Genomic DNA, 21,933 nt, shown 5'->3' with positions numbered 1-21,933 from the left:
CCGCCCGTACCCGGTCACCCGATGCCGGGTACGGGCGGTCGGCGGTTCCGGTAGGTACGCGTCGCACCGGTCCGCACCGTCCGCACCGCTCCGGACGGGTCCGCTCCGGACGGGAGACGCCGTCCTCGGTCGGAGGTACCGTGTAGACACCGCATGTCGCACGAACCGGCCGGATTCCTCCAGGCTGGGGCCCGGCCCCAGGGAGTGGTCACCATGCAGACCGTCGTCACCGTGGTCGTGATCCTCGGGCTGATCGCCCTCGGCGCACTGCTGATCCACCGGCTCAATGTCCAGCAGGGCTACCACATCACCCCCGAGAGCCACGACGCCGTTCGCGGCGGTCGCCGCCACCACCACGGCCAGGGCCGGGGACGGGCGCACCCACGGCGGGTCACCCCTCCGCGGGACCGCCGGGCGTAGCTCCCGCACCACCGGATGTGGTCCGCGGACCGCCGGATCCGGACCCCGCGCCGCCGGACGCGGCCTCCTCCTCGTGAAGCGCCTGCGCGAGCGTGGGCACCGGGGCGAACACCTCCGCCAGACCGCCCGCCCGCAGGGTGCGGAGGATCAGCGGATGGGAGCAGACCAGCCGCAGCCGGCCGCCGCCCTCGATGACCCGCCGCCGGGCCCGGCACAGCAGCCCCAGCCCCGAGCAGTCGAAGAAGGCGGTGGGGGTCAGATCGATCACCAGCACGGGGGTGGCCGTGGCGGCGTCGAGCTGGGGACCTACGGACGCCAGCCCCGCGATGTCGATCTCGCCGTGCAGCTCGACGACGGTGCACCGGCCGGACCGGTACATCACCGCGCGCGGCTCGGGATCCGGGGCCGCGGGCCGCTCCGGCAGGGGGCATAAGCCGTCGGCGGCGCCACCGGCCAGACGGCCGGGACCCACGGCGGCGTCCGACGACACCGGCGCACGGCGAGGAGCGCCTGGCTGTGTCATCGCGATATCCCCTCGGAACGGCATACTGCCCCCTCTCACCCCCGCCAGGGTCCCGCGCGTGGGCATCTCGGGCGCATGGTGTGGATCCGCGGCACAGGATGCGGATCCGCCGGTCCCTGGGTGGCGTGCGGCGAGCGTAAAGGGGTGACCGTCGGTTACAGGGGGCAGGGCACGAGATTCCGCCACCAAAAAGCGTTCTTCCGAGTGAATTTCCGCTCTTACTATTGACGCTTCGTCAGATCGACTCAGGCTCGGTCGGATGTCTGGGCCGAAGCCTCCGCGACTGCCGGAGTCAGATCCTCCAGCACCTCGAAGGCATCCTCGAGCCGCACCATGCGCAGCAGCCGCAGAAACCGCGGATCGTCGATGACCAGCCGCAACCGGCCCTCGCGCTCCAGCACCCGGTTGCGCAGGCGGCACATCAGGGACAGTCCCGCGCAGTCCAGGAAGGTGACCGGCCGGAGGTCCAGCACCAGATCCGGGCACCTGGCCTGGGCGAGGGACTCCAGCCGTGCCGCGATCCGCCCCGCGGCGAAGATGTCCAGCTCTCCCGCCACTTCGGCCACCGTGACGCCGCCGACCACACGTACACGGACTCCGAAGGCGGGCCGATCATCGAACATGCAAGCCTCCTCGGCATGGTGGGAGGCGCGCGACACCGGAGCGCCCGGGATGACACACCGTCCGATCAGGAGGTGCGCGGACACCACAACGCCGCCGCGCCGGTCACCACCGGGGCCCAGGCCGGCCCTTCAGTACATGACATACCCATCTACCGGCTGACCAGTCAACGCACGGCGCGGCACGTGACGTTGGCCTATTTAGGCTGACGCCATGACCGACACTCCCGCCCGGCTGCTGACCCTGCTGTCACTCCTCCAGACCCCGCGCGAGTGGCCGGGCAGCGAACTGGCCGAGCGGCTCGGCGTCAGCCACCGCACCATCCGCCGCGATATCGAGCGGCTGCGTGACCTCGGCTATCCGGTGGACGCGAGCAGGGGTGCCACCGGTGGCTACCGGCTGGTGGCGGGTACCGCCATGCCCCCGCTGCTGCTGGACGACGAGGAGGCGGTGGCCATCGCGGTCGGGCTGCGCACGGCCGCGGGCCACACCATCGAGGGCATCGAAGAGGCATCCGTACGGGCCCTGGCCAAGCTGGAACAGGTGCTGCCGTCCCGGCTCCGCCGCCGGGTCGGCGCCCTCGGCTCCGCCACCGTCCCGCTGCCGCCCGCCGCGGGCGGCCCCACGGTGGACCCCGAGCGGCTGACCGCGCTGGCCGCCGCGGTGGCCGCGCACGAACGGCTGCGCTTCGCCTACCGCGCGGGCGACGGCACCGAGACCCGGCGGCTGGTGGAGCCGCACCGTCTGGTGGCCTCGGGCCGCCGCTGGTACCTGGTGGCGTACGACAACGAACGCGAGGACTGGCGCACCTTCCGGGTGGACCGTGTCCATGACCCCCGGCCCACCGGCGTCCGCACCGCCCCGCGCGCCCTGCCCGGCGAGGACGCGGCCGCCTTCGTCTCCCGCTCGCTGCGGGGCGTCGCCCCCGCCCACCGGGCGGTGGCCACTGTGCGGCTGCCCTGCGAGCGGGTGGCCGGGCTGCTGCCGGGCGCCGAGGTCGAACGCCTCGACGAGCACCGCTGCCGGGTGCGCACCGCCACCGAGGCCCTGGAGTGGCTGGCCTTCCGGCTGGTGCTGCTCGACGCCGAGTTCGAGGTGCATGAACCGCCGGAACTGATCGCCTATCTGCGCGTACTGGGCGGCCGGGCGCTCCGGGCCGCGAATGCGCCAACTAGTGATTCTCCGCCAACTGTTACTGAACGGTAATCCCTTGGTCTTCCTCTGTCCGCCCCAAGCCGTGAACATGCCATCCGGGGGCACCCAACGACTGAGGATGTGACAGATGACAGCAGCACGTACACGTTCGCGACGGTTCGGCGTGACGACGGCGGCCGTGGCCATCGCCATCGGTGTCGGCGGAACCGCCACGACGGCGAACGCGGCTCCGGCCGCCGCACCCGCTGCCGCCAGTGCCACCACCACCGCCGGTGCCGCGAAGGTCGACTACGAGACCTGGAAGCGCGATGTGCAGGACATCGTCGACAACCAGGCCCGCCCCTACGTCGAGCAGCGCATCGCCAACCCGGGTGGCCAGAAGCAGGCCATCGTCCTCGACATCGACAACACGTCGCTGGAGACGGACCTCGGCTTCACCTTCCCGCAGCACGCCGTGGAGCCGGTGCTGAAGCTCACCCAGTACGCCCACGAGCGCGGTGTGGACATCTTCTTCGTCACCGCCCGGCCCGGGATCATCTACCCGGTCACCCACTACAACCTGGAGCACGCCGGCTACTCGGTGAAGGACCTGTACGTGCGGTTCCTCCCGGACCTGTTCAAGGACAAGGGCGAGTACAAGGCGGCCAAGCGCGCGGAGATCGAGAAGAAGGGCTACACGATCATCGCGAACATCGGCAACACCCCGACCGACCTGGTCGGCGGCCATGCCGAGCGGCACTTCAAGCTCCCTGACTACAACGGTCAGTTGTCCTGAGCCGGGGCCGGGTGACCCGGCCCCCAGCGCACCACCGGGCGGCGGCTCCCGCGGACCACGGCCACCAGGCCACCGGCCGCGACGAGGACGCCGCCGCCCACCGTGAGCAGCCACACCGGAACGCCGCCCGCCGTCAGCAGCGTGTCGTGGTACCGGACCCGCTGGTACGCGCTGTCGCGGGCGGCGCGCCGCAACTCGTGGTCCCCCGAGATCCGTTCCGGCCGGGGGAACTCCTGCCGGAACGAGGTCAGGAACATCCGCCGCCCCGCCAGCTCCTCCAGCGCCCCGCGCGACGCGGGCCCGGGCTCGACCCGTCCCGCGTAGAGCACCTCGGGCCGCTCCCCGCCGATGTCACCGCGCGGCTCCATCCGATGCGGGGCCAGGACATGGAGCTCCAGCTCCTGCGCCGTCCTGGCCAGCCGGGACAGCCGCATCGGATAGATCAGGCGCTCGGAGGCGAAGCGCAGCCGCAGCGGCTCCAGGGTGCCGCCCAGCACGGTCCGGCCAACCGCGCCCGTACCGCCGCTCCCGGCGGAGCCGCCCCTGGCGGAGCCGCCCCTGGCGGAGCCGCCCCTGGCGGAGCCGCCCCTGGCGGAGCCGTCCTCGGCGGGCGCCAGCCGGACGGCCACGTACTCCCACTTCGCCCGCACATAGGGCGTCAGCCCGTCGGCCAGCCGGTCCGGCAGTTCGAAGCCGTTCCGCTCCAGCCAGTCGCGCAGCGCGTGCGGATCGGTCGCGGTCAGCCGGGCGACATCGAACGGGCCCAGCCGCTCCCGGCCGACGACGCCCACCGGCGGCGCGGCGGCCTTGGCGCCGTCCCCGGGCGGGGCACCCACGGCACCGTCCCCGTGATCGCCGTCGAAGGGCCAGTCGCCGTCACGCGGCCAGAAGTAGTGGCGTTCCCTGTCGGCCGGCGCGATGACCTCCGTGACCTCGTCGAGGAGATCTCGGTCACCCAGAGTGACCGAGGCCCGGTGTGGCACCGGCATGACCCAGGCGGCCTCCGAGGCGTCACCGCCCACCGTGAGGCTCATGACGATCTCCTCGGTGGTGCCGTCCCAGCGCACCACCGAGGTCTCGCGCTGCACCGCGATCGTGGTGTTCCGCCCCGGCACCATGCCGCCGCAGCCGCACGCCCAGGCGGGCCGCACCAGCGATCCGAGCTGGACCAGCACCAGCGCCAGTACCACCACCAGGGCCCGCCGCCGCCCCGGCGACAGCCGTTCCCCGATTCCCCCGCCGACCATCGCTTCCACTCCCCCGTGTTCTCCGCCACACCGGCGGACACGGCCTCAGACGGCGCGCGCGGGTTGTCCGGTTCCACCAGTGGAAAGACCGCTTCCACCGGTGGAAAGGCCGGAAGCTCCAGAACTCGGGGCGCAAGATTGGTGGGTACCTCCGCGCCCGCGCGCCCCATGCGCACCAAGACTGGGACACACCGCCGACTGTGCGCCGACACTCACGCGAAACCGCGCATACGTCACTGCCAGTCACCCCGCGAAGGGACGACCGATGACCGGATCACACATAGTGGCGCTGGGCCACTACCAGCCCGCGAAGGTGCTCACCAACGACGACCTCGCGGCCATGGTCGACACCAGCGACGAGTGGATCCGCAGCCGGGTGGGCATCCGCACCCGGCGCGTCGCGCGCCCCGACGAGACGGTGGACGAGATGGCCGCGGCGGCGGCCGCCAAGGCGCTGGCCGGCAGCGGTCTGCCGGCCGCCGACATCGATCTGGTCCTGGTGGCCACCTCCACCGCGATCGACCGCAGCCCCAATATGGCGGCGCGGGTCGCCGAGCGGCTCGGTCTGGGCAGCCCGGCCGCCATGGACGTGAACGTGGTGTGCGCCGGGTTCACCCACGCCCTGGCCACCGCCGACCACACGCTGCGCGCCGGGGCCGCCACCGCCGCGCTGGTCATCGGCGCGGACAAGTTCACCGAGGCCGCCGACTGGACCGACCGCTCCACCTGTGTGCTGCTGGGCGACGGCGCGGGGGCCGCCGTGGTGGTGGCCGACGACCGGGCGGACGCCGGACCGGGGACGCTCGCGGGGATCGGCCCGGTGGTGTGGGGTTCGGTGCCCACCATGGGCGGCGCGGTCCGGATCGAGGGCACCCCGATCCGCTTCGCCCAGGAGGGCCAGTCCGTCTACCGCTGGGCCACCACCCAGCTTCCGCCCATCGCCCGGGAGGTGTGCGACCGGGCCGGGATCCGCCCCGAGGACCTGGCCGGAGTGGTACTGCACCAGGCCAACCTGCGGATCATCGAACCGGTCGCCCGGAAGCTGGGCGCCGTCAACGCGGTGATCGCCCGCGATGTGGTGGAGTCCGGCAACACCTCGGCGGCCAGTATCCCACTCGCCCTGTCCAAGCTGGTCGAACGCGGCGAGGTCGCCTCCGGCGATCCGGTGCTGCTGTTCGGCTTCGGCGGCAACCTCTCCTACGCGGGCCAGGTCATCCGCTGCCCGTGACCGGGGCGCGCGCCGGGGGAACCCGTCCGATTCGTTCAAGACCGGCGGCCGGGGCGCTGCCTACGCTGCCCGCATGACTCCACGATTCGACGCGATCGGCATGGTCGTCGCGGATATGGCCGCATCCCTCGCCTTCTACCGCCGCCTGGGGGTGGACATCGCCCCCGAGGCCGACTCCCAGCCGCACGCCGAGGCCACCCTGCCCGGTGGCACCCGGCTGCTGTGGGACACCGTCGAGACGGTGCGCTCCTTCGACCCCGGATGGACGCCGCCGACCGGCTCCCCGCGCACCGGGCTGGCCTTCCTCTGCGACGGTCCGGCCGAGGTGGACGCGGTCTACGCGGAGCTGGTGAAGGCGGGCGCGCCGGGGCACAAGGAGCCCTGGGACGCCTTCTGGGGGCAGCGCTACGCCGTGGTGCTGGACCCGGACGGCAACGGCGTGGACCTGTTCGCACCGCTGCCCGGCTGACGGGCTCCCCGGCCGCCGGGACGGCGGCTCAGCCGGACTCCGCCAGCAGCCGTCCCAGCGGTACGCCCGCCATCGTCCGTACCTCACGGGCCAGATGGGCCTGGTCGGCGTATCCGGCCACCACCGCGACCTCGGCGAAGGGGAAGCCGTCGCGCGCCAGGTCCAGCGCCCGGTTCAGCCGCAGCACCCGCCCGAGGGTCTTGGGGCCGTAGCCGAAGGCGGCCAGCGAACGGCGGTGGAGCAGCCGCTCCCCCAGCCCCGCCGACCGGGCCACGTCCGCCACACTGCGCCCGTGCGCGAGCCCGGCGACCACGCCCGCCAGGACCGGATCGGGCGGCGGCGCCTCATCGAGCCGCCCGAGGGCGGCGTCCTCCAGCGCCCGGCCCACCGCGGCCGCCAGGCCCCCGGGCTCGGCGGCCCCGGCCGCCGCATGTCCGGCCACCCGTCCGGTCAGCCGCCGCACCCGCGCCCCGGGCCACAGCGCGGACAACGGCACCCGCCGGTCCCGCAGTTCGTGCGCGGGGACGCCGAGTACGGACGGGCCGGTGCCGGGCGCGAACCGCAGCCCCACGTAGCGGGCCCCGGGCGGGGCGGCAGCGAGCTGGGCACGGGTGTCGGGACCGGCCACGAAGAGCCGGCCCTCCGGGGCCGTGCCGCCCTCGTCGGTCCAGATCAGATCGGTGCAGCCGTCGGGCAGCACCCGCTGGGAGCCGGTTCCGGCCGTGCGGGTCCACACCACCGTGCCGCCGCCGAGCCGCGACCCCCGCTCGCGGTATCCGCTCACGGGACCTCGCGCAGGTACATCGCACCGCAGGAGTGGCAGAACGGACCTCCGTCGTGGGTGGCCCACAGATCGGCCGCCTGGGTCTCCGCGTCCGGGGCCAGCTCACGTCCGCACATGGCCGTGGTCCCATTGGCCCGGACCATGTGCCAGATCTTGACCGGCGCACCGGCCACCCGTCCGGAACTGCCCTCCTCGTACTCGGCGCGCATTTCGTGCTGCATGGCGGGACACCTCCTGCTCACCACCACTCCTTCCATGCTCCCGCCCGGCCGGGCCGTACGCCACCCTGGGGGCGGCCTGGCTAGAAGACCGACCAGCCGGTCAGCGTGGTGAAGTGGTCCAGCGCGGCCACCCCGGCCACCGAATTGCCCCGCGCGTCCAGGCCGGGGCTCCACACGCACAGGGTGCACCGGCCCGGGATCACCGCGATGATGCCGCCGCCGACGCCGCTCTTGCCGGGCAGTCCGACCCGGTAGGCGAAGTCGCCCGCCGCGTCGTACGTCCCGCAGGTGAGCATGACCGCGTTGACCCGCTTCGCCTCACGGCGCGACAGCAGCCGGGAGCCGTCCGCGCGCAGTCCGTGGCGGGCCAGGAAGGTGCCCGCGAGCGCCAGGTCGCGGCAGCTCATCTCGATGGAGCACTGCCAGAAGTAGTGCTCCAGGACGGTCGGCACCGGGTTGTCGAGGTTGCCGTAACTGGCCATGAAGTGCGCCAGGGCCGCGTTGCGGTCGCCGTGGCCGGATTCGGAGGCGGCCACCGCCGGGTCGAAGGCGAGCTGGTCGTTGCCGCTCTCGGCGCGCAGGAAGTCCAGCATGGTGGTGCTGGCGTCACCGGTCAGGCTGTGCAGCCTGTCGGTCACGACCAGGGCCCCGGCGTTGATGAACGGGTTGCGCGGGATGCCGTTCTCGTACTCCAGCTGCACCAGGGAGTTGAACGGGTTGCCCGACGGCTCCCGGCCGACCCGCCGCCAGATCCGCTCCCCGTCCTGGGCGAGGACGAGCGCGAGTCCGAACGCCTTGGAGATGCTCTGGACGGAGAACGGCACCTCCCAGTCACCGACCCCGGTGATCCCGCCGTCCACATCGGCCACGGCCATTCCGAAGTGCTGGGCGTCCACCTCGGCGAGCGCGGGGATGTACTGGGCCACCTGCCCCCGGCCGACCTGTGGCTTCACATATGCCGCGACCTCGTCGAGTACTGCCTGGTAGTCCATGGTGCCGTGGTTCTCCTGCGCGTCGTCGAGCGGATCTGACCGCACGATAACCACACCTCTCCCACTGGTCACCCCATGTGTTTATGAGAACGCAGCGGGTAAGCAACCAGTGAAACGAGCGGGCCGCGGCCGGCGCGCCCGCCGCATGAGCAGAACGGAGGCGGCCATGGCCTCACCCATGTCCGCTGGGGACTTCCTTTCGGCGCTGAAGCGCGAGGGCCTGCGCGTGGTGCAGGTCGGCGACTGGCGCAACCACAACCGTAATCACAAGGGCCCCTGGGGGCCCGTGCACGGGGTGATGATCCACCACTCCGTCACCCGAGGCACCGCGCAGACCGTGGAGATATGCCGGGACGGCTATGAGTCCCTGCCCGGTCCGCTGTGCCACGGCGTGATCGCCAAGGACGGCACCGTGCATCTGGTCGGCTACGGCCGGGCCAATCACGCCGGGCTCGGCGATGACGACGTGCTCCAGGCCGTCATCGCCGAGCGGGTGCTGCCGCCGGACAACGAGGCCAATACGGATGGCAACCGCCATTTCTACGGCTTCGAGTGCGAGAACCTCGGGGACGGCCAGGATCCATGGCCCGAGGCCCAGTTGGAGGCGATCGAGCGGGTCTCGGCCGCGATATGCCGCCATCACGGCTGGAACCAGCGCTCGGTGATAGGCCACCTGGAATGGCAGCCGGGCAAGGTGGATCCGCGCGGCTTCACGATGGATGCGATGCGGGCGCGGATCCGCGAGCGGCTGGCCTGAACCACCCCGTCCGGGGAGGACCCGGGGGCGGGCGGCTCAGAGTCCGCCCTCCGGGGCCTCCTCCCGGAAGGCGGCGGCCTCCTCCAGATCCAGTCGGCGCAGCAGCCGGCGCAGCATCTCGTCGTCGATCCGCCGCTGGTCACGCAGGTCGACGAAGACCTTCCGCTCGGCCTCGATCATCTCGCGGGCCAGTCTGCGGTAGGTGTCGTCCACGGATTCGCCGGTCACCTCGTTGACCGCGCCGAGCCGTTCCCACACCGCGTTGCGCCGCCGTTCCAGGACATGGCGCAGCCGGTCGACCAGCGGCGGCGGCAGGGCGTTGCGCTCGGCCGCGAGGAGTTCGTCCAGCCGGGTCTCGGCCGACTGGGACGCCTCGGCCTGCGCCTGTGCCTCCAGCAGCGTCTCGGCCTGGGGGTCGCGGCCGGGCACGCCCAGCCGCCGGATCAGGGCGGGCAGGGTGAGTCCCTGGACGACCAGGGTGCCGATCACGGTGGTGAAGGTCAGGAAGAGGATCAGGTTGCGGGCCGGGAACTCCGCACCGCCGTGCGTGGTGGGCGGGATGGAGAAGGCGATGGCCAGCGAGACCACACCGCGCATCCCCGCCCAGCCGACGACGACGGGCGTCGTCCAGGTGACGCCCGGTTCGCGCTCCCGGATCCGGCGGAAGAGCTTCCGGGGCAGGAAGGTCGCGGGGAAGACCCAGACGAAGCGCATCAGGACCACGGCCAGGAAGACGATGACCGCGTACCAGGCGGCCTCGGCCGAGCCGTACGGCCCGAGGCCCTGGAGCACCACCCGCAGTTGCAGCCCGATCAGCGCGAAGACCGCGGACTCCAGGATGAAGGCGATCATCCGCCACACCGCCGCCTCCTGGAGCCGGGTGGCGAAGTCGACCTGCCAGGCGTGGTGTCCGAGGTAGAGGCCGACGACCACCACGGCCAGCACACCGGACGCCTCGACCTGCTCGGCGGCGGAGTAGGCGACGAACGGGATGAGCAGCGAGAGGGTGTTCTGGAGCAGCGGGTCCGTCAGCCGCCGCCGCAGCCAGTGCAGCGGCACCATCAGCACCAGACCGACGCCGACACCGCCGACCGCCGCGAGCAGGAACTCCCCGGCTCCGTGCAGGAAGGTGACCCCCTCCCCCACCACCGCGGCCAGCGCCACCCGGTAGGCGGTGATCGCCGTGGCGTCGTTCACCAGCGACTCGCCCTGGAGGATGGTGGTCAGCCGCGACGGCAGTCCCAGCCGCCGGGCGATGGCGGTGGCCGCCACCGCGTCCGGCGGCGCGACCACCGCGCCCAGCACCAGCGCGGCGGTCAGCGGGAGATCGGGCACCAGCAGATGGGCGATCCAGCCGACCGAGACGGTCGCGAACAGCACATAGCCCACCGAGAGCAGGGCGATCGGGCGCAGATTGGCCCGCAGGTCCAGGTACGAGCTGTCCAGCGCCGCGGTGTGCAGCAGCGGCGGCAGCACCAGGGGCAGCACGATATGCGGGTCCAGGGTGTAGTCCGGCACCCCCGGGACGAAGGAGAGCATCAGCCCGACGGCCACCAGCAGCAGCGGCGCGGGGACCGGGGTGCGACGGGCCGCCCCCGCAACCGCCGCGCTGCCCGCGACCAGCATCAACAACGGCAATACGTCCATCGGCCCCGGCCCGTCCCCTTCGGTTGCGTCTAACCTGGCAATCATGAGCGAGTGCCCACATGTTCCCGACCTGCCGCGCCCCGGTCCGCGCCCGCTGACCGACACCTGTCCGGAGTGCCTGGCCGCCGGAAGCCATCCGGTGCAGTTGCGGATGTGCCTGGAATGCGGTCATGTGGGCTGCTGCGACTCCTCCGCCTTCGGCCATGCCACCCGGCACTTCGAGGAGACGGGTCATCCGGTGATGCGCAGCCTGGAGCCGGGTGAGGGATGGCGCTGGTGCTATGTGGATCTGCTCATCGTCTAGTGCGACGGCTGCCGCGGCACGGGTGGCTCCGGTTAGCCTTCATCACATGATCAGACCAGTGAAGCCGTCGGACGTCCCGGACATCCTCGCGATGATCCGGGAACTGGCGGAGTACGAGAAGGCGCCGCAGGAGGCGAAGGCCACCGAGGAGCAGCTTCGCGAGGCGCTCTTCGGGGCGGACCCGGCGGTCTTCGGGCTGATCGCCGAAGAGGGCACCGGAGCGGACGCGGAGACGGTGGGGTTCGCCCTGTGGTTCCGCAACTTCTCCACCTGGACCGGCACCCACGGGGTGTACCTGGAGGACCTGTACGTCACTCCGCGGGCGCGCGGCGGCGGCCACGGCAAGGCGCTGCTCGCCGAGCTCGCGCGGATCTGCGTGGAGCGGGGCTACGCCCGCTTCGAGTGGTCGGTGCTCGACTGGAACGCTCCGGCCATCGGCTTCTACGCCTCGCTGGGTGCCGAACCGATGGACGAATGGACGGTCCGGCGGCTGACCGGTGACCCCTTGCGTGCATTGGCCGCCCAAGCCGTGGGCACCTCTATGACCAGCGATTCGTTGGGCGAGGCGACATCTCTTTCGAATTGAGACCGCAGACCCCTAGCCACGCTGCGTACTCATGTGCTTACTATGAGTGATATCGCGAACCTTCGGGTCGGGGTTCACCCATGACGGGGGCCGTGCTTCGTCCAGGCGACACCGCACCGCAGATCGCGATAGCGTCGCAGCCGAACCACACATCGCGCCGACTGTTCTGCCTCCACCATACGGGCATACGGGCGGCGCTCCAATCAGCTCAGCTCAACCAGCTTGTGTCACCTTGGAGGTGAGGGTGTCCCAGATCGCAGGCGAGCCCGGGACCCAGGACTTCGTAGAAGTCCGGCTGCCCGCTGCGGGGGCGTATCTGTCGGTGCTGCGTACGGCCACGGCCGGTCTCGCAGCCCGGTTGGACTTCACCCTCGACGAGATCGAGGATCTGCGCATCGCCGTTGACGAGGCCTGCGCGATCCTGCTTCAGCAAGCCGTCCCCGGCAGTGTGCTGAGCTGCGTCTTCCGATTGATCGACGACGCACTGCAGGTGACTGTCTCGGCTCCCACCACCGATGGCCGCGCGCCCGAGCGCGACACCTTCGCCTGGACGGTGCTCTCCGCACTGGCGGGCAAGGTCGACTCGACCGTGGCCGAGGACCGTACGGTCAGCATCAGCCTGTACAAGGAGCGCGGCGCCGGCCCCGGACAGCCGTGACGGAACGAGGGGGCTCCGTGAGCACTGCATCATCGCGGGGAGTGGGTACCCCGGCCATCCCGCACCCGCCGGCCCGGCCGCACCCCGCGGACTCGGAGGCGGCAGGAGACCGACCAGAGCGGGCGGACCACATGGATCAGCACGACCACGAGCAGGCGCAGCAGCACCACCACGATCCGCACGACCGGAGCGGCGCGCGGGCGATGTTCATCGAGCTGCGCCGGCTCCCGGAGGGCTCCTCCGAACGGGCCGAGCTGCGCAACCACCTCGTGCGTATGCACCTCCCGCTGGTGGAGCACCTGGCCCGGCGCTTCCGCAACCGGGGAGAGCCGCTGGACGACCTCACCCAGGTCGCCACCATCGGGCTGATCAAATCCGTGGACCGGTTCGACCCGGACCGCGGCGTGGAGTTCTCGACCTATGCGACCCCCACGGTCGTCGGCGAGATCAAGCGCCACTTCCGGGACAAGGGCTGGGCGGTGCGGGTGCCGCGCCGCCTCCAGGAGCTGCGGCTGTCGCTGACCACGGCCACCGCTGAGCTCTCCCAGCGGCACGGCCGCGCTCCGACCGTGCACGAGCTGGCCCAGCATCTGTCCATCTCCGAGGAAGAGGTGCTGGAGGGGCTGGAGTCGGCCAATGCCTACAGCACCCTTTCGCTGGACGTGCCGGACACCGACGACGAGTCCCCGGCGGTCGCCGACACCCTCGGCGCCGAGGACGAGGCGCTGGAGGGCGTGGAGTACCGCGAGTCGCTCAAACCGCTGCTGGAGGATCTGCCGCCACGGGAGAAGAAGATCCTGCTGCTGCGCTTCTTCGGCAATATGACCCAGTCGCAGATCGCGCAGGAGGTCGGCATCTCGCAGATGCATGTCTCCCGGCTGCTGGCGCGCACCCTCGCCCAGCTCCGGGACCGGCTGCTGGTGGAGGAGTAGCGGGCGGCGGAGCGGAAGGGCGTGCGCGGCACACCGGTCAGGCGTCGCGCGGCCCGATCCCCAGCGCCTCGGTCGCGGTGGGGTTGATCAGCAGCGCGAGGACGGTGAGGGCCACGATCCCGATCGCCGCTCCGGCGGCGATCAGCCCCCCGCCGTTCGACACCAGCGTCCAGGCCACCGGCAGCGCCATCAGCTGCGTGATCATCGCCGGACCCCGGCTCCAGCGGCGGCGCAGCCACAGTCCACGGGCGGCCAGCAGCGGCAGCGCGGCCAGTGCCAGCACGGTGACCCCGAGCATCTCCGCCTGCTGCGGGCTCTCCGGGTCGCCGGTCAGCCCCATGATCAGCACATAGACGCCGAAGCCCAGGAGCACCACGCCCTCGACGGCGGCAAGCACCGCGGCAGCGGTGATCCGCGCCGGACGCGGCCCCTCGGGGGCGGTGTCGGCCGGTGCAGCCGGCGCGGCGGCCGCCTGGGCCTTCTTCCCCTGGGACCCCTGCGGCGCCTTCTTCCCCTGCGGGGCGGTTCCGGCGGGGCGGGGCTTCTTGGCGGTGGCGGACTTCTTACTGCTCACCCCAGCAGCGTAGCCGTCGCCCCGGGCTCCGGGGCGCACCCCGGGGATTACGGCCGTTCACCGCGGATGGGTAGGCTGGCGCGCATGCGCGCACTCCTCGTGGTCAATCCGGCAGCAACCACCACCAGTGCCCGCACCCGTGACGTACTGATCCATGCGCTCGCCAGCGATCTCAAGCTGGACGTGGCGACCACGGAGTACCGGGGGCACGCACGCGATCTGGCCCGCCGCGCGGCCGACGCCGGCACCCATGAGCTGGTCGTCGCCCTCGGCGGGGACGGCACCGTCAACGAGGTGGTCAACGGGCTGCTGCACAACGGTCCCGCACCGGAGGACCTGCCCCGGCTGGCCGTGGTCCCCGGCGGCTCCACCAATGTCTTCGCCCGCGCCCTGGGGCTGCCCAATGACGCCGTCGAGGCGACCGGCGCCCTGCTGGACGCCCTGCGGGACGGCACCGAGCGCACCGTGGGCCTCGGGCTCGCGGGCGGCACCCCGGGCACCCCGGACGAGGCGGTGCCCGCACGCTGGTTCACCTTCTGCGCCGGATTCGGCTTCGACGCAAGTGTGATCGGCCGGGTCGAACAGCAGCGCGAACGCGGCAAGCGGTCGACCCACGCCCTGTACATACGGCAGATGCTCCGGCAGTTCCTCGGCGAGCCGCACCGGCGCCACGGCACCATCTCGGTGCGGCGACCGGGTCAGGACACCCTCGAGGACCTGGCCCTGGCGATAGTCTGCAACACCGCCCCCTGGACCTATCTGGGCAACCGGCCGGTCTACGCGGCCCCTCGCGCATCCTTCGACACCGCCCTTGACGTGCTGGGACTCACCAAGCTGTCGGCCCCGGCGGTGACCCGCTACGCCACCCAGCTGCTGATGTCGAGCCCCGAGCGGGGCCCTCACGGCAAGCACGCGGTCTCGCTCCATGACGAGACGGACTTCACCTTGCATTCCCAGGCGCCACTGCCCTTCCAGATGGACGGTGACCACCTGGGACTGCGTACGAGCGTGACGTTCACAGGCGTACGCCGTGCACTGCGTGTGATTGTGTGAGTGAGACCGCCGAAACTCCTTTCAGTCGAACGTTTAGGCTGGCTTCCACCCAACGGAAGTACGGCTGTGACCTAGTCGACACCAAGGAATCAAAAAAAACTTTCCGGAAGGGGTTGTATCCGCCGCCGAGGTTTGCGAGTCTCTTCTTGGCGATCGGGACGGCCGGAGAACGGCCCCCTTGAGAGCCCGAACCCCCTCCTCATTCCACGGGACCGCACCAGCCCCAACTGGTTGATGTCCCTAGCCTTGCGGGGGGATTCGTGAAAGCGTTCACATTCACAAGCAACGAACCCGCAATCCGCGAGGAGATGGAGCAGCCATGGACTGGCGTCACAACGCCGTTTGCCGCGAGGAAGACCCCGAGCTGTTCTTCCCCATCGGCAACACTGGTCCTGCGCTGCTGCAGATCGAGGAAGCCAAGGCCGTCTGCCGTCGCTGCCCCGTGATGGAGCAGTGCCTGCAGTGGGCGCTTGAGTCCGGCCAGGACTCCGGCGTCTGGGGTGGACTCAGCGAGGACGAGCGCCGCGCGATGAAGCGCCGTGCCGCTCGGAACCGGGCGCGCAACGCCAGCGCCTGACCCTGAACGCCCCGTGGCCCCCGAGCCGCAGCGCGCAGTAATCCCGATGCGCACAGCAACGTGAGCTTTGAGCCCCCGGACCAGCCGGTCCGGGGGCTCAGTGCTGTGCGGGCCCAGTTGCTGTACGGGCCCGGTACGGTGCGGGCCGTGCTGTGAGGTGGACGACAGACGGAGCGGTCAGCGCTTCTCGGCGCGCACCGGGAAGTCCAGGACCACCCGGGTACCGCGCTCCGGGGCCGGCCGCATATCGAAACTGCCGCCGAGTTCACCCTCCACCAGGGTGCGGACGATCTGGAGCCCGAGGTTCCCGGTCCGCTGCGGATCGAAGCCCTCCGGCAGTCCCCGGCCGTCGTCCTGCACGGTGACCCGCAGCCTGCTGTCCTCACCGGTGCCGCCGCGTACCGCCGCGACCTCGACCGTGCCCTGCTCCCCCGGTCCGAAGCCGTGCTCCAGCGCGTTCTGCAGCACTTCGGTGAGCACCATGGACAGCGGGGTGGCGACCTCGGCGTCCAGGATGCCGAAGCGTCCGGTGCGCCGTCCGGTGACCTTGCCCGGCGAGATCTCCGCCACCATGGCCAGCACCCGGTCGGCTATATCGTCGAACTCGACCCGCTCGTCCAGGTTCTGGGACAGCGTCTCATGGACGATCGCGATCGAACCGACCCTGCGCACCGCCTCGTTCAGCGCCTCCCGGCCCTGCTCGGAGTCCATCCGGCGGGCCTGGAGGCGCAACAGCGCGGCCACCGTCTGGAGGTTGTTCTTCACCCGATGGTGGATCTCCCGGATGGTGGCGTCCTTGGTGATCAACTCTCGTTCGCGCCGACGCAGTTCGGTGACGTCCCGCAGCAGCACCAGCGAGCCGATGTGCAGGCCCTTGGGCTTGAGCGGGATGGCCCGGAGCTGGATCACCCCGTCGCCGCCCTCGACTTCGAACTCCCTGGGCGCCCAGCCGCTGGCCAGTTTGACCAGTGCCTCGTCCACCGGTCCGCGCACCGGAGCGAGTTCGGCGGTGGTCCGGCCCAGGTGATGGCCGACCAGGTCGGCGGCCAGCCCCAGCCGGTGGTAGGCGGAGAGCGCGTTGGGGCTGGCGTACTGGACCACCCCGTCGGCGTCCATCCGGATCAGCCCGTCGCCCGCGCGCGGCGAGGCGTCCATGTCGACCTGCTGGCCGGGGAACGGGAATGCGCCGACGGAGATCATCTGGGCGAGGTCGGAGGCGCTCTGGAGGTACGTGAGCTCCAGCCGGCTCGGGGTCCGCACGGTGAGCAGATTGGTGTTGCGCGCGATGACGCCCAGCACCCGGCCCTCCCGGCAGACCGGGATGGACTCCACCCGCACCGGCACCTCCTCGCGCCACTCCGGGTCGCCCTCCCGGACGATCCGGCCCTCGTCCAGGGCGGCGTCCAGCATGGGGCGGCGCCCGCGGGGAACGAGATGGCCGACCATGTCGTCCTGATAGGAGGTGGGGCCGGTGTTGGGCCGCATCTGCGCCACCGAGACGTACCGGGTGCCGTCACTGGTCGGCACCCACAGCACGAGGTCCGCGAAGGAGAGGTCGGAGAGCAGCTGCCACTCCGATACCAGCAGGTGAAGCCATTCGAGATCGGCATCGCCGAGGGCGGTGTGCTGGTGTACGAGGTCGTTCATGGAGGGCACGGTGTGAGCCTACCCGCCCGGGTGGATTAGCCTATCCGCGCACAACCATGGACAGACCCTAGTGGTCTAGTCCAGAATGATCGAGCATTGAGATCTTCCGCACTCCCCGCACAGGAGGGCGGATCGGGTACCCGGCGCGCTCTGCCCTGACCGCACCGGGCGCCTCGTGGCCGGCCGCTCGGCCGGCGCAACCCGGGCTGCGGTGCCGGGCGGGTTGAGGGTCCCGCTCTGGCGCCGCGGCCCGCGGGTGGTTCAGCGGGTTTCGGTGACCTTGGCCAGCGCACGGGGCGCGTCCGGATCCTGGCCACGGGCGATGGTCACCTCATACGCCAGCATCTGCAGCGGCAGGATCTCCAGGATCGGCTGCACCTCCTCGGCCACCCCACCCGTGGGCAGAGCGAACCCCGCACAAGCCCGGTCCACCTCCGACTGCGCGCCGATCACCACCAGGTCCGCTCCCCGGCCGCGCAGCCGCTCCAGCACCGGCTGCAACGCCTCCCCGCCCCGGCCCTCGGTCACGATCGCGATCACCGGCGAGATGTTGTCGACCATCGCCAGTGGACCGTGCAGCAGATCCGCCCCCGAATACGACAGGGCCGGGATATAGCTGGTCTCCATCAGCTTCAGCGCCGCCTCCTTCGCCGTCGGATACCCAAAGCCCCGCGAGGTGAGCACCATCCGCTCGGCGAACCGGTACCGCGCCGCCAGCGCCCGCACCTCGCCCTGCCGCTCCAGCACCCCCCGCGCCAGATCCGGCAGCACCTTGGCCGCCGCGCCATCCCCGCCCCGCAACCCCTCCACCAGCAGATACAACGCCAGCAACTCAGCGGTGTAGGTCTTGGTGGCGGGCAGTGCCTTCTCCGGCCCGGCCAGCACATCGATATGGAACTCCGAAACCGCCGCCAGCGGTGATCCGGCGTTGTTGGTCACCGCCAGCGTGATCGCCCCCGCCGCCCGCGCCGCCTCGGTGGACGCCACCAGATCCGGCGAACCACCCGACTGACTCACCGTGATCACCAGCACATCACGCAGATCCTGCCGCGCCCCGTACGCCGTCGTCGTCGACATCGACGTCAGCCCACACGGCTTACCCCACAACACCTCCACCAGATACTTCGCATACAACGCCGCATTGTCCGACGTCCCCCGCGCCGTCAGCAGCACAAAACGCGGAGCCCGCGCCGCGATCCGCTCCGCCGTCTCCCGGATCCGCGGCGCCCCCTCCTCCAGGATCCGCCGTAGCACCGCGGGCTGCTCGGCCATCTCACCGGACATGATCCGACCGGGACGGGAGTCGGGCCGGGCCGTCGGGGTGGCGGACATGACGGGTGCCTCCAGGTGGCTCTGCCGGGTGGTGCTCGGTGGAGTCATACCCCGGCCGCACCGCCGACGATGACTTCCGCGGCCGCCCGTCCGCAGACCCGGGCGGCGCCGTGGGTCGCAATGTGCAGCGCCCCGGCGGGCGGCGCCTGGGGCACCCCCATCTCGACGACGACCGTGTCGGGCCGGGCGGCGAGCAGGGCGTCCAGGGCGTCGGCCATCCAGCGGTGCCGGTGGACGTCGCGGACCACGGCGACGATCCTACGGTCCGCCGCCTGGTCGAGCATGTCGTCGACCAGGGCGGGGACACCGCCGGTCCCGGCGTCCTGGCGTCCGTGGGTGGCGGTCGTGGTGCCGGGCAGCAGCCGGGTGAGTTCGGCCGCCACGCCCCAGGGCGTCTCGTCGCCGACCGCGATGTTGGCCATCGGGGTGAGGGCCGCGACATGCGCGGGCCCGGTCGGCGGCCGGTACGCGGTACCGCCGGGGGTGATCCGCAGCGCCCGCCGGGCCGCGGCGAGCCCGATCCCGGGCGCGGGCTCGATCCCCTCCGCGGCGCCCGGTCCGCCGTACCGCCGGGTCCACTCCCCCAGCGCCCGTACCCGCGCCGCGGCGTCGGCCAGCCGCTCCTGCGGCAGCCGGCCGTCGAGCACGGCGGCCACCAGCGCGTCACGCAGCCGGAGCACGGTGTCCTCGTCGGCGAGACCGCCGCCCACACAGATGGCGTCGGCGCCCGCGGCGACGGCCATCACACTGCCGCGCTCCAGGCCGTAGGCGTCGGAGACGGCCCGCATCTCCATGCCGTCGGTGACGATCAGACCGTCGAAGCCGAGGCCGCCGTCGGCGACGGGGCCGCGCAGCAGTCCGTGGAGCGCGGCCGGGCTGAGGGTGGCCGGGTGCTCCGGGTCGAGCGCGGGCAGCAGGATGTGGGCGCTCATCACCGCCTTGGTCCCGGCGGCCACGGCGGCCCGGAACGGCACCAGTTCACGTGTCGCCAGGGTGTCGAGTCCGGCGTCGATCCGCGGCAGCGCGTGGTGGGAGTCGACAGCGGTGTCGCCGTGGCCGGGGAAGTGCTTGGTGCAGGCGGCGACCCCGGCGCTCTGGAGCCCCTCGACCCAGGCGGCGGTGTGCCGGGCGACGAGCCGGGGCCCGGCGCCGAAGGAGCGGACGCCGATGACCGGGTTGTCGGGGTTGGAGTTGACGTCGGCGGAGGGCGCCCAGTTGAGGGTGACCCCGCAGGCGGCGAGGCGGCGGCCCAGCTCCCGGGCGACGGCCCGGGTCAGCTCGGGGTCGTCGACGGCGCCGAGGGCCAGATTGCCGGGGAAGGAGGAGCCGCCCCGCACCTCCAGCCGGGTGACATCGCCGCCCTCCTCGTCGATCGCCACCAGGACGTCGTCCCGTTCGGCACGCAGCCGGGCGGTGAGCGCGGTGAGCTGTTCGGGCGAGGTGATGTTCCGGCCGAACAGCCCGACGGAGGCGAGCCCCTCACCGAGTCTGCGCAGCAGCCAGTCGGGGGCGGTGGTGCCGGTGAACCCGGGCTGGAGGACGGTCAGGGCGTCCCGCGTGAGCGTGACGGGGGTGTGTGCGAGGGTCGTCATGGCCGGGGTTCATCCCTTCACAGCGCCGGAAGTGAGCCCACCGACCGCCTTGCGTTGCAGGAACAGGAAGAGCAGCAGAATCGGTACGGCGAAGAGCGAGGCGGCCGCCATGGTGGCGCCCCAGTCGTCGCCGAAGTTGGTCTGGAAGCTGGACAGCCACAGCGGGAGGGTCTGGGCCTCGGCGTCCTTGTTGAGGATCAGCACCAGCGGGAACTCGTTCCAGGCGGTGATGAAGCCGAAGAGCGAGGTGGCCATCAGACCGGGCGCCAGCAGCGGGAAGATCACCCGGGTGAACGCCTGGGACCGGGTGCAGCCGTCGACCATCGCCGACTCCTCCAGCTCCCGGGGTACGGCGGCGATGTAGGAGCGCAGCGTGAGCACCGTGAACGGCAGCACCATCACCATGTAGAACAGGGTGAGGGGAACCAGGCTGTTCAGCATGTCGCCGTCGCGGACGAGCAGATAGATCGCGATCACCATGACCTCCCAGGGCGCCATCTGCGCGATCATGAACGTGACCAGGAAGCCGTGCCGTCCCCGGAACCGCAGCCGGGCCAGGGCGAAGGACGCCAGCAGCGCGATCATCAGGGAGAGCGCGACCGCCGAGACGGTGACGGTGAGGGAGTTCCGCACCAGCGTCCAGAAGTGGTCCGCGCGCACGGCCGTGCCGAAGTGCTCGAGGGTGGCCGAGGCCGGGAACCACACCGGGTCCTCGGCGACGATGTCCGAGGCCGGTTTGAGGGCCGTGCAGAACATCCAGTAGACAGGGAACGCGAAGCCGGCGAAGAGCACGACGGCGGTCGCGTTCGGCCACAGCCGGGCCAGCGGCGAGCGCTTCACAGCTCGTCCTCCTCCTTCCTGAGGGCGATGCGGAGGTAGGAGGAGGTCAGGACCAGCAGGATCACGATGGTGAGCAGCGAGATCGCGGCGCCCATGCCGTAGTGCTGGTTGCCGACCCCCTCGATGAAGGCGTACACGGGGAGGGTTTCGGTGAGCCGGTCCGGACCACCCTCGTTGATCGCGAACACCTGTGGGAACGCCTTGAAGACCCAGATGACTTCGAGGAAGACCGTGGCGAGCAGGAAGGGCCTGAGGAAGGGCAGGGTCACCGAGGTGAAGCCGCGCCAGGCGCCCGCGCCGTCGAGCGCCGCCGCCTCGTACAGCTCCCGGGGGATCGTGGTGGTGGCCGCGTAGAGGTTGAGGGCCACGAAGGGCACCGACTGCCAGACGATCAGCACGGTGATGACGAAGAAGGTGGAGTACTGGCCGCCGGTCCAGTTGTAGTCGGCCATGGAGTGCCATCCGAGCCGGTCCAGCACCCAGTTGACCACCCCGAAACGGGCCGCGAAGAGCCACTGGAAGACGGTGGTGGCGGCGATCACCGGCATGGCCCAGGCGAGGACCAGACCGGTCGAGAGCAGCAGCCGCATCCGGGTGCCGAGCCGGGCGAGCAGCAGTCCGGTCAAGGTGCCCAGCACCATGATCAGCACGACATTGACGCCGGTGAAGGCCACCGAGCGGCCGGTGACCCGCCAGAAGTCCGCACTGCCCAGCACCTCGCGGTAGTTGGCGGTGCCGTTCCACTCGGTGAGGTGCTGGATGAGCTGCCGCATGTTCAGGTTCTGGAACGACAGCATGCCGTTCTTCACCAGCGGCCAGCCCAGCAGCGCGGCGGTCGCGGCCAGCGCGGGCAGGAGCAGCAGATAGGGCGCCGCACCGCCCCGCCGCCCGCGTCCGGAACGCCCCGCCGGAGGGGCGGTCCGGGACGGCGGCGCCGCTCCCCGGCGGACCCCGGCCGCGGCCGGTCCGGGGTCCTGGTGTTCGGTCGCGACAGCCACA

General features: G+C 71.6%; 25 protein-coding genes. 12 read left to right on the top strand and 13 right to left on the bottom strand.

Features of this window, described 5'->3' with window-relative positions:
• The first annotated feature begins 153 nt into the window (after window positions 1-153).
• The gene (locus NMK44_RS04445; RefSeq protein ID WP_254738370.1) at window positions 154-420 is read left to right on the top strand and encodes a hypothetical protein; all 267 of its coding nucleotides are present in this window, start codon (window positions 154-156) and stop codon (window positions 418-420) included.
• Here NMK44_RS04445 and NMK44_RS04440 read toward each other — a convergent pair.
• Both NMK44_RS04440 and NMK44_RS04435 read right to left on the bottom strand, forming a co-directional pair.
• Entirely contained in the window at window positions 392-943 is a 552-nt protein-coding gene (locus NMK44_RS04440; protein ID WP_254738368.1) for an STAS domain-containing protein, read from the bottom strand. The genes NMK44_RS04445 and NMK44_RS04440 overlap by 29 nt on opposite strands.
• A gap of 245 nt (window positions 944-1,188) precedes the next feature.
• Window positions 1,189-1,566, bottom strand: coding sequence for an STAS domain-containing protein (locus tag NMK44_RS04435; protein WP_254738366.1), 378 nt, complete (start codon window positions 1,564-1,566; stop codon window positions 1,189-1,191).
• Window positions 1,567-1,777: 211 nt separating this feature from the next.
• Between NMK44_RS04435 and NMK44_RS04430 the strand changes: the two genes are divergently transcribed.
• Both NMK44_RS04430 and NMK44_RS04425 read left to right on the top strand, forming a co-directional pair.
• On the top strand, window positions 1,778-2,770 hold the full coding sequence (locus tag NMK44_RS04430; protein ID WP_254738364.1) for a helix-turn-helix transcriptional regulator: 993 nt from the start codon (window positions 1,778-1,780) through the stop codon (window positions 2,768-2,770).
• Between the two features lie 76 nt (window positions 2,771-2,846).
• Window positions 2,847-3,494, top strand: a complete 648-nt coding sequence (locus NMK44_RS04425; protein ID WP_254738362.1) for an HAD family acid phosphatase — start codon at window positions 2,847-2,849, stop codon at window positions 3,492-3,494.
• Here NMK44_RS04425 and NMK44_RS04420 read toward each other — a convergent pair.
• Window positions 3,482-4,741: a DUF2330 domain-containing protein gene (locus NMK44_RS04420; RefSeq protein ID WP_254738360.1), complete on the bottom strand. Its 1,260-nt coding sequence runs from the start codon at window positions 4,739-4,741 to the stop codon at window positions 3,482-3,484. The two genes, NMK44_RS04425 and NMK44_RS04420, sit on opposite strands and share 13 nt — an antisense overlap.
• A gap of 265 nt (window positions 4,742-5,006) precedes the next feature.
• On the opposite strand from NMK44_RS04420, the gene NMK44_RS04415 reads away from it, so the two are divergent.
• Both NMK44_RS04415 and NMK44_RS04410 read left to right on the top strand, forming a co-directional pair.
• Window positions 5,007-5,969: a beta-ketoacyl-ACP synthase III gene (locus tag NMK44_RS04415; RefSeq protein ID WP_254738358.1), complete on the top strand. Its 963-nt coding sequence runs from the start codon at window positions 5,007-5,009 to the stop codon at window positions 5,967-5,969.
• Between the two features lie 73 nt (window positions 5,970-6,042).
• Entirely contained in the window at window positions 6,043-6,438 is a 396-nt protein-coding gene (locus NMK44_RS04410; RefSeq protein ID WP_254738356.1) for a VOC family protein, read from the top strand.
• Window positions 6,439-6,466: 28 nt separating this feature from the next.
• Here the strand turns inward: NMK44_RS04410 and NMK44_RS04405 are convergent, their stop codons facing one another.
• The 3 genes from NMK44_RS04405 to NMK44_RS04395 all read right to left on the bottom strand — a co-directional run bounded on the left by NMK44_RS04405 (window position 6,467) and on the right by NMK44_RS04395 (window position 8,435).
• A complete protein-coding gene (locus tag NMK44_RS04405; protein WP_254738354.1) occupies window positions 6,467-7,222 on the bottom strand; it encodes a DUF6597 domain-containing transcriptional factor in 756 nt (251 codons plus the stop codon).
• On the bottom strand, window positions 7,219-7,443 hold the full coding sequence (locus tag NMK44_RS04400; RefSeq protein ID WP_254738352.1) for a hypothetical protein: 225 nt from the start codon (window positions 7,441-7,443) through the stop codon (window positions 7,219-7,221). Before NMK44_RS04400 ends, NMK44_RS04405 begins: the two co-directional genes overlap by 4 nt.
• An 80-nt stretch (window positions 7,444-7,523) precedes the next feature.
• Complete coding sequence (locus NMK44_RS04395) at window positions 7,524-8,435, bottom strand: glutaminase (RefSeq protein ID WP_254738743.1); 912 nt, start codon at window positions 8,433-8,435, stop codon at window positions 7,524-7,526.
• A gap of 166 nt (window positions 8,436-8,601) precedes the next feature.
• On the opposite strand from NMK44_RS04395, the gene NMK44_RS04390 reads away from it, so the two are divergent.
• Window positions 8,602-9,192: an N-acetylmuramoyl-L-alanine amidase gene (locus NMK44_RS04390; RefSeq protein ID WP_254738350.1), complete on the top strand. Its 591-nt coding sequence runs from the start codon at window positions 8,602-8,604 to the stop codon at window positions 9,190-9,192.
• Between the two features lie 36 nt (window positions 9,193-9,228).
• On the opposite strand, the gene NMK44_RS04385 is transcribed toward NMK44_RS04390, so the two are convergent.
• A complete protein-coding gene (locus tag NMK44_RS04385; protein WP_254738348.1) occupies window positions 9,229-10,839 on the bottom strand; it encodes a Na+/H+ antiporter in 1,611 nt (536 codons plus the stop codon).
• Window positions 10,840-10,882: 43 nt separating this feature from the next.
• Between NMK44_RS04385 and NMK44_RS04380 the strand changes: the two genes are divergently transcribed.
• The 4 genes from NMK44_RS04380 (at window position 10,883) to NMK44_RS04365 (ending at window position 13,319) form a co-directional block, all read left to right on the top strand.
• Entirely contained in the window at window positions 10,883-11,143 is a 261-nt protein-coding gene (locus tag NMK44_RS04380; RefSeq protein WP_254738346.1) for a UBP-type zinc finger domain-containing protein, read from the top strand.
• Window positions 11,144-11,189: 46 nt separating this feature from the next.
• Entirely contained in the window at window positions 11,190-11,729 is a 540-nt protein-coding gene (locus NMK44_RS04375) for a GNAT family N-acetyltransferase (protein ID WP_254738344.1), read from the top strand.
• Window positions 11,730-11,973: 244 nt separating this feature from the next.
• Window positions 11,974-12,387 (top strand): ATP-binding protein, encoded by a 414-nt coding sequence (locus NMK44_RS04370; RefSeq protein WP_176180706.1) that lies wholly within the window; start codon window positions 11,974-11,976, stop codon window positions 12,385-12,387.
• 17 nt (window positions 12,388-12,404) lie between these two features.
• Window positions 12,405-13,319 carry an RNA polymerase sigma factor SigF gene (locus NMK44_RS04365; protein WP_374215232.1) on the top strand — a complete coding sequence of 305 codons (915 nt, stop codon included), beginning with the start codon at window positions 12,405-12,407 and terminating at the stop codon, window positions 13,317-13,319.
• A gap of 37 nt (window positions 13,320-13,356) precedes the next feature.
• Here the strand turns inward: NMK44_RS04365 and NMK44_RS04360 are convergent, their stop codons facing one another.
• On the bottom strand, window positions 13,357-13,893 hold the full coding sequence (locus NMK44_RS04360) for a hypothetical protein (protein ID WP_254738342.1): 537 nt from the start codon (window positions 13,891-13,893) through the stop codon (window positions 13,357-13,359).
• Window positions 13,894-13,977: 84 nt separating this feature from the next.
• Between NMK44_RS04360 and NMK44_RS04355 the strand changes: the two genes are divergently transcribed.
• Window positions 13,978-14,946, top strand: a complete 969-nt coding sequence (locus NMK44_RS04355; protein ID WP_254738340.1) for a diacylglycerol/lipid kinase family protein — start codon at window positions 13,978-13,980, stop codon at window positions 14,944-14,946.
• Between the two features lie 319 nt (window positions 14,947-15,265).
• Window positions 15,266-15,523: a WhiB family transcriptional regulator gene (locus tag NMK44_RS04350; protein ID WP_003953983.1), complete on the top strand. Its 258-nt coding sequence runs from the start codon at window positions 15,266-15,268 to the stop codon at window positions 15,521-15,523.
• Window positions 15,524-15,700: 177 nt separating this feature from the next.
• On the opposite strand, the gene NMK44_RS04345 is transcribed toward NMK44_RS04350, so the two are convergent.
• From NMK44_RS04345 to NMK44_RS04325, 5 genes are all read right to left on the bottom strand, one after another.
• A complete protein-coding gene (locus NMK44_RS04345; RefSeq protein ID WP_254738338.1) occupies window positions 15,701-17,170 on the bottom strand; it encodes a sensor histidine kinase in 1,470 nt (489 codons plus the stop codon).
• A gap of 261 nt (window positions 17,171-17,431) precedes the next feature.
• Window positions 17,432-18,502 carry an SIS domain-containing protein gene (locus NMK44_RS04340; RefSeq protein ID WP_254738739.1) on the bottom strand — a complete coding sequence of 357 codons (1,071 nt, stop codon included), beginning with the start codon at window positions 18,500-18,502 and terminating at the stop codon, window positions 17,432-17,434.
• Window positions 18,503-18,546: 44 nt separating this feature from the next.
• Entirely contained in the window at window positions 18,547-20,094 is a 1,548-nt protein-coding gene (locus NMK44_RS04335) for a glycoside hydrolase family 3 protein (RefSeq protein ID WP_254738336.1), read from the bottom strand.
• Between the two features lie 9 nt (window positions 20,095-20,103).
• A complete protein-coding gene (locus NMK44_RS04330; RefSeq protein ID WP_254738334.1) occupies window positions 20,104-20,934 on the bottom strand; it encodes a carbohydrate ABC transporter permease in 831 nt (276 codons plus the stop codon).
• Entirely contained in the window at window positions 20,931-21,932 is a 1,002-nt protein-coding gene (locus NMK44_RS04325) for a carbohydrate ABC transporter permease (protein ID WP_254738332.1), read from the bottom strand. Before NMK44_RS04325 ends, NMK44_RS04330 begins: the two co-directional genes overlap by 4 nt.
• Window position 21,933: the final 1 nt, after the last annotated feature.

This window comes from Streptomyces cucumeris (genome assembly GCF_024295805.1).
GTDB classification, from domain to species: Bacteria; Actinomycetota; Actinomycetes; order Streptomycetales; family Streptomycetaceae; genus Streptomyces; species Streptomyces cucumeris.
Note: the sequence above shows the minus strand (reverse complement) of the source record. Positions and strands in the feature narration are given on the sequence as shown.

Bases quoted from the DNA above. Each gene is read 5' to 3' on its own strand.
- NMK44_RS04435 (WP_254738366.1), bottom strand. From the start codon at position 1,566: ATGTTCGATGATCGGCCCGCCTTCGGAGTCCGTGTACGTGTGGTCGGC.
- NMK44_RS04375 (WP_254738344.1), top strand. From the start codon at position 11,190: ATGATCAGACCAGTGAAGCCGTCGGACGTCCCGGACATCCTCGCGATG.
- NMK44_RS04395 (WP_254738743.1), bottom strand. From the start codon at position 8,435: ATGGACTACCAGGCAGTACTCGACGAGGTCGCGGCATATGTGAAGCCA.
- NMK44_RS04425 (WP_254738362.1), top strand. From the start codon at position 2,847: ATGACAGCAGCACGTACACGTTCGCGACGGTTCGGCGTGACGACGGCG.
- NMK44_RS04420 (WP_254738360.1), bottom strand. From the start codon at position 4,741: ATGGTCGGCGGGGGAATCGGGGAACGGCTGTCGCCGGGGCGGCGGCGG.
- NMK44_RS04430 (WP_254738364.1), top strand. From the start codon at position 1,778: ATGACCGACACTCCCGCCCGGCTGCTGACCCTGCTGTCACTCCTCCAG.
- NMK44_RS04340 (WP_254738739.1), bottom strand. From the start codon at position 18,502: ATGTCCGCCACCCCGACGGCCCGGCCCGACTCCCGTCCCGGTCGGATC.
- NMK44_RS04445 (WP_254738370.1), top strand. From the start codon at position 154: ATGTCGCACGAACCGGCCGGATTCCTCCAGGCTGGGGCCCGGCCCCAG.
- NMK44_RS04385 (WP_254738348.1), bottom strand. From the start codon at position 10,839: ATGGACGTATTGCCGTTGTTGATGCTGGTCGCGGGCAGCGCGGCGGTT.
- NMK44_RS04350 (WP_003953983.1), top strand. From the start codon at position 15,266: ATGGACTGGCGTCACAACGCCGTTTGCCGCGAGGAAGACCCCGAGCTG.
- NMK44_RS04345 (WP_254738338.1), bottom strand. From the start codon at position 17,170: ATGAACGACCTCGTACACCAGCACACCGCCCTCGGCGATGCCGATCTC.
- NMK44_RS04410 (WP_254738356.1), top strand. From the start codon at position 6,043: ATGACTCCACGATTCGACGCGATCGGCATGGTCGTCGCGGATATGGCC.
- NMK44_RS04355 (WP_254738340.1), top strand. From the start codon at position 13,978: ATGCGCGCACTCCTCGTGGTCAATCCGGCAGCAACCACCACCAGTGCC.
- NMK44_RS04390 (WP_254738350.1), top strand. From the start codon at position 8,602: ATGGCCTCACCCATGTCCGCTGGGGACTTCCTTTCGGCGCTGAAGCGC.
- NMK44_RS04415 (WP_254738358.1), top strand. From the start codon at position 5,007: ATGACCGGATCACACATAGTGGCGCTGGGCCACTACCAGCCCGCGAAG.
- NMK44_RS04380 (WP_254738346.1), top strand. From the start codon at position 10,883: ATGAGCGAGTGCCCACATGTTCCCGACCTGCCGCGCCCCGGTCCGCGC.
- NMK44_RS04400 (WP_254738352.1), bottom strand. From the start codon at position 7,443: ATGCAGCACGAAATGCGCGCCGAGTACGAGGAGGGCAGTTCCGGACGG.
- NMK44_RS04440 (WP_254738368.1), bottom strand. From the start codon at position 943: ATGACACAGCCAGGCGCTCCTCGCCGTGCGCCGGTGTCGTCGGACGCC.
- NMK44_RS04335 (WP_254738336.1), bottom strand. From the start codon at position 20,094: ATGACGACCCTCGCACACACCCCCGTCACGCTCACGCGGGACGCCCTG.